Annotated in this window: 7 protein-coding genes and 2 pseudogenes; 3 read left to right on the top strand and 6 right to left on the bottom strand. The window is 23.9% G+C overall.

Translation table 11 applies throughout. From position 1 onward, the window contains the following. Nucleotides 1-338 (top strand): annotated as a pseudogene (locus tag JOC62_RS13185) (hypothetical protein); the annotation flags it as partial. Beyond that, nucleotides 311-1,900 carry an immunoglobulin-like domain-containing protein gene (locus tag JOC62_RS13180; RefSeq protein ID WP_341534810.1) on the top strand — a complete coding sequence of 530 codons (1,590 nt, stop codon included), beginning with the start codon at nt 311-313 and terminating at the stop codon, nt 1,898-1,900. The pseudogene JOC62_RS13185 and the gene JOC62_RS13180, both read left to right, overlap by 28 nt. 249 nt (nt 1,901-2,149) lie before the next feature. Here JOC62_RS13180 and glmU read toward each other — a convergent pair. Next, nucleotides 2,150-2,341: pseudogene (gene glmU / locus JOC62_RS13175) on the bottom strand (bifunctional UDP-N-acetylglucosamine diphosphorylase/glucosamine-1-phosphate N-acetyltransferase GlmU); the annotation flags it as partial. Next, nucleotides 2,334-2,477 carry a hypothetical protein gene (locus JOC62_RS13170; RefSeq protein WP_204595741.1) on the bottom strand — a complete coding sequence of 48 codons (144 nt, stop codon included), beginning with the start codon at nt 2,475-2,477 and terminating at the stop codon, nt 2,334-2,336. The pseudogene glmU and the gene JOC62_RS13170, both read right to left, overlap by 8 nt. A gap of 351 nt (nt 2,478-2,828) precedes the next feature. On the opposite strand from JOC62_RS13170, the gene JOC62_RS13165 reads away from it, so the two are divergent. Beyond that, the gene (locus tag JOC62_RS13165) at nt 2,829-3,401 is read left to right on the top strand and encodes a tyrosine-type recombinase/integrase (RefSeq protein ID WP_204595740.1); all 573 of its coding nucleotides are present in this window, start codon (nt 2,829-2,831) and stop codon (nt 3,399-3,401) included. A 98-nt stretch (nt 3,402-3,499) separates the two neighbouring features. On the opposite strand, the gene JOC62_RS13160 is transcribed toward JOC62_RS13165, so the two are convergent. The 4 genes from JOC62_RS13160 to JOC62_RS13145 form a co-directional block, all read right to left on the bottom strand. Beyond that, nucleotides 3,500-4,387: an Rpn family recombination-promoting nuclease/putative transposase gene (locus tag JOC62_RS13160; protein WP_204595739.1), complete on the bottom strand. Its 888-nt coding sequence runs from the start codon at nt 4,385-4,387 to the stop codon at nt 3,500-3,502. 569 nt (nt 4,388-4,956) lie between these two features. Then, nucleotides 4,957-5,325: a hypothetical protein gene (locus JOC62_RS13155; protein ID WP_204595738.1), complete on the bottom strand. Its 369-nt coding sequence runs from the start codon at nt 5,323-5,325 to the stop codon at nt 4,957-4,959. Further along, on the bottom strand, nt 5,316-6,212 hold the full coding sequence (locus JOC62_RS13150; protein WP_204595737.1) for a ParM/StbA family protein: 897 nt from the start codon (nt 6,210-6,212) through the stop codon (nt 5,316-5,318). The genes JOC62_RS13155 and JOC62_RS13150 overlap by 10 nt, the downstream gene beginning before the upstream one ends. 289 nt (nt 6,213-6,501) lie before the next feature. Beyond that, nucleotides 6,502-7,914 (bottom strand): replication initiation protein, encoded by a 1,413-nt coding sequence (locus tag JOC62_RS13145; protein WP_204595736.1) that lies wholly within the window; start codon nt 7,912-7,914, stop codon nt 6,502-6,504. Between the last annotated feature and the right edge of the window lie 250 nt (nt 7,915-8,164).

Here is an 8,164-nt window from a genome sequence, read left to right as displayed (position 1 = left end):
TAGGAGATGGAACTGGAACTGATAGAAATACTCCAACAAAAATAAATGGAAAAGGAGAAATCGGAGAAAATACAAAAATTATAGCTAGTTCTATGAGCGGTAATAACGGAAGTGCGATAGATAGTGAAGGAAATCTATATACGTGGGGAAAAAATGGTAAGGGACAATTAGGAGATGGAACTAGAACTGGTAGAAATAGTCCAGTAAAAATAAATGGAAAGGGAGAAATCGGAGAAAATACAAAAATTATAGCTAGTTCTATGGGAGATAATAATGGAAGTGCGATAGATAGTGAAGGAAATCTATATACGTGGGGGGGAATGTCTGGGGACAATTAGGAGATGGAACTGGAACTGATAGAAATACTCCAACAAAAATAAATGGAAAAGGAGAAATCGGAGAAAATACAAAAATTATAGCTAGTTCTATGGGATATGTTAATGGAAGTGCGATAGATAGTGAAGGAAATCTATATACGTGGGGACATAATGCTTATGGACAATTAGGAGATGGAACATTAACAGTTGAAAAACATAGTCCGATAGAAACATTATTAACTATTGATTATAATGTAGCAAAGGAAGAAACTAACAAAAATTATAAATTCAATATCGATGTTCAAAATGCTAATTCAGCAACTAAAATAGCTTACAAGATTGAAGGGGATTCTGATTTTAAATATGTTTCTATAGTAGACAAAACCGCTATAGTAATAGTTCCAAAGACTACTAAAGCTAAGGAAATTCATTTTGAATTAGGTGTAAATATAAATGGAAAAGATTCTATTGTTAATAATGTGAATAACAAAATGACTTTATCATTAAAAGCAAATACTCCTCCAGTAATAACAGCTGAAAACAAGAAATTAAAAGTTGGAGATAAGTTTAATCCATTAGATGGAGTAACTGCTAATGATAAAGAAGATGGAAATATTACTAAAGATATTAAAGTAATTGAAAATACAGTAGATACAAGTAAAGCTGGTACTTATACAGTTAAGTATGAAGTAACAGATAGTCAAGGAGGAAAAGTAACTAAATCAATAACTGTAACAGTTGAGGCTGTAGCTCAAGAAAATGAGGCAACAAGTAAATTAGCATACTTTAAATCATATGGAATTATTCTTGAAGGTGAAACTTTAGGAAATGAAAACTATGATAATACTGTAAGAAAAGCTTTAGTTATTAAAGATAAAGATGGAACTGTAAAGCTTAAAAAAGATATTGTAAATACTAACTGGTATAATAATGGCTATTCAGGCTTCCAATCAGTTTTAACTACAAAAGATATATCAGATATTGGAAGTATTGAAAATGCTAAAGTTGAAATAGAAGTTAATTATAAAGGAACTGTTACAAACTATGATTTTAAGACAGCTAAACCATCTGGCGGTGGTGGTGGCGGAAAAGTAGTACCTACTCCACCTAATGTACCTCCAGCAATAAAACCTGGAACTGACTTAGGTTGGCAATCAAAGTATTACTATATACAAGATTTACCTAAGATTGAATATGGAAATAGTGTAATTCAATTTATTGTTAAGAAAGATAGAAATATTGTATTAACTAACACACTAAACGATTCAGGATTTAATATACGTTCATATTATAAAACTAATGCAGATCAATATGTTTTAGATGTTGTTGTGAAGGTTAAAGATTTTAATATGAGTGATTCTCAAAATAATGTGTTTGAAGTTAAAAATAAAGCTGGACAAGTTGTTCATACTGGAAAGGTAGCAACTTTTGCAGATGGAGTATTTGAAGGTGCAGCACCTAAATCAGCATTACAGGTTATAGTTCCAAAGGAATATAGCAATGATGACTATTCAGTTGACATAGTTATAAAAGATAAAAGTAATGTTGAAAAGGCTAGATTTACAGCACCTAAATTTTCTTAAGATAACCTATATATAAAAAACTCTTAGTAAAATTCAAATGTTAAATTGTTAATTATTTAGTTTTTATTTGTTTTTTCTAAATCTTTCTTTTAAAATATATTTAACCTACTTTTTATTGTGTTGTGTAATTTTCTCATAAAAAAAGAGTTCTAAAGTTTTTCTTTAGAACTCTTTTTATTTACCTTAATTTCCTATTTTATTAATTATCGTATTAACAATATCTTCTTCGTCCATAGTTATTTTATATTCATTACCTTCTAGTATTACACCAGGATAAACTATAGTATCTTTTCCTATTTCTACATCTATTCCAATATAAGTTGATGCTGGATCTATTAATGTAACTCCATTTTCCAAATGTTTTTTATTTATTTTATCTCTAAGAATCTTTTCTGTCTCAGCTAATTGAAGCCTTGAGTTCACACCAATTGTTTCATTGTAATTCTTCATTAGTTGAATTTAATAATATTTTCATGCCGAGCAGTTCAGATATAGCATATGCCTGCCAAGGTTGTAAATTAATTTCAACAGTTTTTAAATCCTTTCTTTCTACCGATACCTTAACACCAGTTATCATACGAACCCTCCTTTATCATTTTATACTATTTTTAAATTATTCTATTCTTTTATTAGCATTCCTTTTATATTTATGTAAAATATAAAATACTTTTAAAAACTTTATAGATATGAAATATTTTTTCAAAATTATATAATACAAAAAATTATATAATTTTGAAAAGCAATATTCTATTAATAATAACTTTTTAAACATTTTAAAAAATTAATACGAAATATAGACAAACAATAATGTTTTTTTATATTTTTTTAACACTTTTAATGTATTTACCTGTTTTTTTTACGAATATATTTTTTATGTGTATTATATATATATTATGAAATTTAATACTAAAGGAGATTTTTATAAATTATGAATATTGTAGAACCCATAAGAAACAAAACTAAAATAAAGGCTTTAAAAAAATATTTAAAAAAGTATAATATCGAATATTACACCTTATTTGTCGTTGGTATTAATGTTGGTTTGAGGATTAGTGACCTGTTAAGTTTTAAATGGTGTGATGTATTAACTAGAAATTCAAATGAATTTCAAGATATAGAATTATACGAAGGAAAGACAGGGAAATATAGAAAAATCAAACTTAATTCTATAGCAAGAGAAGCTATTATAGATTTAAAGAATTCTATAGATATATTTAATATAAACAACTATATTTTTAAGAGTAGAGAAGCTGGAAATAAATCAATTTCAAGACAACAAGCTTATAACGTTCTAAATAAATCTGCAAAAATAGTTGGAATTAATGAAAAAATAGGTACACATTCATTAAGAAAAACTTGGGGATATTTTGCTTGGAAAAGTGGCTTTAACCCTGCTCTTATAATGGAAACCTTAAATCATAGTAGTCTATCCATAACTAGGAGATATTTAGGCATAGAACAAGATCATATAAATGAATTATATAATAACTTAAATATTTAATATCTTACTTCAATATTTAAGTTATTATATAACTATACTTTAATAATTTAAAAGAGTTCTAAAGAAAATCTTTAGAACTCTTTTATTATTAATTCCATTTAGTTAGGATAATTATTTTTTAATTCTTCAACCTCACTTTCACTTAACCCTGTTATTATAGCTACAGTTTTTATATCTAATCCATTATTTAACGCTTTTTTTGCTACTTCAATACTTTTATTTTTCTCTCCTTGCTCTAATCCTTGCTCTAATCCTTTTCGCTCCGCATTTTCTAAAGCTGATATTTCATCATATATAGCTTTTTCTCTCATGTTATATCTTTCTCTTTCTTTACTATCCATGCTTAATCTATATAACTCAGTTTTGGCTAATCTTATTCCTTCATCGTTTAGTTCCAATTGTCTTACAACATTGCTTTCGGGTTCTTTTAAGAACTCTAGCCATTTTTCTAAGGCGTCTATTTTTTCTATATCATCTACATTCTTTTTATTTCCTATTTCATTGAACTTAGGTAACTCTATAAAATGTATTTCTTCTATATCTGTTAATTCTTCATTTGTCGTTATTTCTTTTAACCTATATGCATTATGATATCTGTCATTATCTAAATACTTAAAGTTTAATATATTTATACATACTGTTCTTTCTAACTTATTATAGTTTTCTCTATTTTGTATTTGCTCTGAATACATCTTACTCCAATAATATAAAGTCCTTTGTATCATATTATATTCATTCTTAACTTGTATCTCTATGTTTATATGCTCTTTATTATTTGTTATTGCCTTTATATCTAATCTACTAAATTTATCTTCTATAAATTCTTTATCTATATCATTATTTTTTATTTCAACTTCTTTTATTGGACTTATTGGCTTTATTACTGCATTTAAGAAATCTATAAGTATTGGTTTATTTTTTTCTGTTCCGAATATTTTCTTAAATATAAAATCTATTTGTGGATTTAATAATGTTCTAATTACCATATATAACACCCCTCAATTATTTATTCTTTATATTAATTATATCCTATAATCAATATTTGTATTGTATTATTCAAAAAGACAATATATACTTTATTTAAAATTATATAATAGTTTTTATGATAAATTTCTTGAAATGAGTTGAAGATGTTAAAACCTTCAACTCATTTTTTTCTAATAAATTTTTGTATCTATAATATCTTTTCAGTTTAAATTATTAATTCTAATATTTCTCTTATTTTAAAATATTATTTACAATACATTGGAAGTCTTTTTCAAACCTACATGCATTTGCTTCAATTATTTCTCCTTTTTCATACTCACATAATTCTCTTAAAATTCTTCCAATACCCCCTTAATCTTTCAATAAATTATTTATATACTGTATTTTGGATCAAAAACTATATGATATTTACAATGGAGGTCTTTTATTTTCTACTCACAGTATTTAGAACAACCCGCGTAAAAGGTGATATTCTAAATACAATAAAAAAGAACTATCCTAAGCTAGTTCTTTTATTATTGGTATACTTATCAATATTTAATTATTAAAATTATCTAGTTTTTTTTACTCATTTTTTGTTATTCATAAAATTAAATATATCCTTTTGAGCTTCAAGCTTTTTATTATCTATTTCTTTTTCAATTGCTATTTCGTCTTCATTATTTACACTTAATTCTTTTAGTAATTCTTGCTTAATCTCATTTTTTAATTGTTCCTTTATACCATCTAAATCCTTTTCTATAATTCTCTCATTTTTTAATTCAACAATACTCTCATTTATTAACTCTTTTATAAATGTAGAAAATTTTTTATTTAGAAATTTACAATATTTAAGCATGTAATATTCATCTTTTGAAAATCTTATTGATTTTACCGTTTCTTCTTTTCCTTTTTGTTCTTCTTCAATTTCAATTTTATCTAAAAAAGTTAAATCCAAATCAATTCGCCTACCTTTTCATAATTATTTGCATTAGCAAATTCAGCATTTGGATATAATTCAGCTTTTTCATACTCTGTTTTTATTCTATCTTCAAGTTGAATAGCTCCACCACCTATTAATTGTATACTGTCAGCACTTTCAACATCAAAATATTGATTTATATATGAAGTTAATCCATCAACATAAGTTTCTACAATTGGATTTATAAAACTTATTTCTTTATCTTCTTGATTTATTTTAAAAGTTTTTTTATCTATCATATCAACTGATATATTTGAATTTAAATTAGTTGAATACTTGTTGTTTACTTGTTTAATAATATTTTCATATAAAGTAATCATCCCCTCTTTATATGTTCTAGCCTTAGTTAAGTTTAACCCATCCCAAAAACTAATATCTATTGTGCCTCCACCAAAATCAATTACTAATGTTTTCTTATTTTTAAATCTTTCTCTATCAGAGAATACAATAGCTGATTCACAAAATACTTCGACATTTTCTATATTAATTAAATTTTCAACATCATTTACAATAATTTTTTGTAGTCCAAAATCTTCTATATGACTTTTAATTTCTTCTGTTAATTTCTTATCATTAAATGATTCAACTGGAACACCAACAACAATATTAGTTGTTATATTATTAGCTTTACAACTTTTTGCTATTGCAGTTAATAAATTTATCTTATAAGCATTTTTAAAGTATTTACGCTTACTTATATTTAAGGCTCCATCATATGAACCAACTGTATATTCAACACCTTCATAGATAACTTTTATATCTTTTTCATTCATTTTTGTTATTCCTGATTTAATTTTACTTTCAAATATAATTCCTCTACTTGTTTTTACATTTGCATTTCCTAAATCTATTCCTGTTACCATTTCAAAACCTCCTAATATTACTTTCTATTATATTATAATACTTTCTATTAGTAAAATCAACCATTTTATTACTAAGTATTACTTTATAGTATAATTATATAAACTTAAGTATTACAAAGTATTATAAAATATTACAAAATAGCAAAGTTATATTATTTTGTAATATTTTATAATACTAATTCTAATAATAAAATTATTACTTTATAATATTTTGTAATATTTTATATTACTGTAAACTTAAAACCAGTTTGTAATTAAATTTTTTATACAAAAAATGGATTAGATTAATCTAATCCATTTTTACAATTGTATTTAATTTTAGTAACGGTTCAATGCTACTTATAAGCTCTAGTAAAACATCCTTATAATCTCTTTCAAACATATTTAATGCAAATGAATTTGTAAAATAAAAGTTTACTATATTTTTATCATCTATATCTAGATTATCCACCCCATACTTTAACCATGTTTTATATTTTACTTCTCCAAAAATTCCTTTTAATTGTTCTTCTAAAAACATCTTTACTGTATCTATTTCTGAACGATATATAATTTCTTCTTCCTGATCTATATCATTTACTTCTAATTCATTATCATTATCTTTTAAATCATCTTCTATTTGAATATTTTCATCTTGATAATGTCTTAATAGTTTATCTTCTAACTTATCAAAATCATATTTCCTTTGAGGAAAATCATTAAAAGATATTTGTTTTTTATCTTCTATTGGTTCTATGAAATTATCTCCCTTAACCATTTTAATCATAAATCCAACTAAATTTTCTATATTCTGTGTTTTAGAATAATTATAAATTCTTTCTACTTTTTCTATATCATTTTCTGCATTTTCTAATATTTTTTCTATATTTTTTTTACTTATTTTTTCTTCAAATAACTCATATAAATATTTAATATTTTTATCTTCAAACATATCTATTTTCATATCTTTTTCTTCTTCATTTTGAATCATATCTTTTTCTTTTTTATCTTTAATTTTTTCTATTTTTTCAAAATTATTTTTACTTTTATTTTTCTCATTTTCTTTTATGTAAAATTTAAGAGCAGTTACTTTTCTTCCTGTTTTTATTTCTTCAAACTCAAATTCTATATCAGTTTTTTCTTTCAATTCTTTTTGTGATTTTATTATTACTCTATTTTTAAAATTTTGATATATATCATAACTCTTTTCATTAACACAAAGTTTATCTTTTATTTCTAATAAATCTATTATTATTTCTTTTTTAAATTCATTACTCTTTAATATTTCATAGATTCTTATACTATATTTACTTTTTAAAGATAATATATTTTCTAATTTATAACTAGTATATATTTTTTTTAGTTGTAATAGATATGGTCTTAATTTACTACTTAATTCTAATTCAACATATCCTTTTCCAGTAAAATATTCAGCACTAGAAAGCCAGTTTATATCCAATATATTCCCATTTTCTCGTTCTATTGTAAAACCTTTATTTTTTAAATTTTTAATTATTTCTCGTATTTTTCTATATATACTTTTATCTTTTATTTCAAATAAATCAGCTAAATCTTTTATCTCCATTTTATAAATTTTAAAATTATTATCATTTGGTTGAACCATACTTGCTAATGTTAATATAATTTTTTGTTCATTAAGAGATAAATCGTATTTTTGATTTATTAAATCATTTGATTTAGAAACTAAATTATTTTTTTCCATAATTTATACCTCCTAAATATATTATATCATTCAAATAATACCAATACAACTTTATGAACTAGTATTATTTAAGGTAGCAAAATGTATTATTTAAGGTAGCAAAATGTATTATTTGAGTAGCAAAATGTATTATTTGAGTAGCAAAATGTATTATTTGAGTAGCAAAATGTATTATTTAAATTTTTTAAGCCTTGAAAATACTGGGCTTAGAGGGTGTCCTAAACATATTAAACAATATAAACATATTAAA

Origin of the sequence: Clostridium sardiniense, assembly GCF_016907995.1 — a bacterium.
GTDB classification, from domain to species: domain Bacteria; phylum Bacillota; class Clostridia; order Clostridiales; family Clostridiaceae; genus Clostridium; species Clostridium sardiniense.
Note: the sequence above shows the minus strand (reverse complement) of the source record. Positions and strands in the feature narration are given on the sequence as shown.

Coding starts and splice junctions, on each gene's coding strand:
- JOC62_RS13170 (WP_204595741.1), bottom strand. CDS start 2,477: ATGATAACTGGTGTTAAGGTATCGGTAGAAAGAAAGGATTTAAAAACT.
- JOC62_RS13165 (WP_204595740.1), top strand. CDS start 2,829: ATGAATATTGTAGAACCCATAAGAAACAAAACTAAAATAAAGGCTTTA.
- JOC62_RS13160 (WP_204595739.1), bottom strand. CDS start 4,387: ATGGTAATTAGAACATTATTAAATCCACAAATAGATTTTATATTTAAG.
- JOC62_RS13150 (WP_204595737.1), bottom strand. CDS start 6,212: ATGGTAACAGGAATAGATTTAGGAAATGCAAATGTAAAAACAAGTAGA.
- JOC62_RS13145 (WP_204595736.1), bottom strand. CDS start 7,914: ATGGAAAAAAATAATTTAGTTTCTAAATCAAATGATTTAATAAATCAA.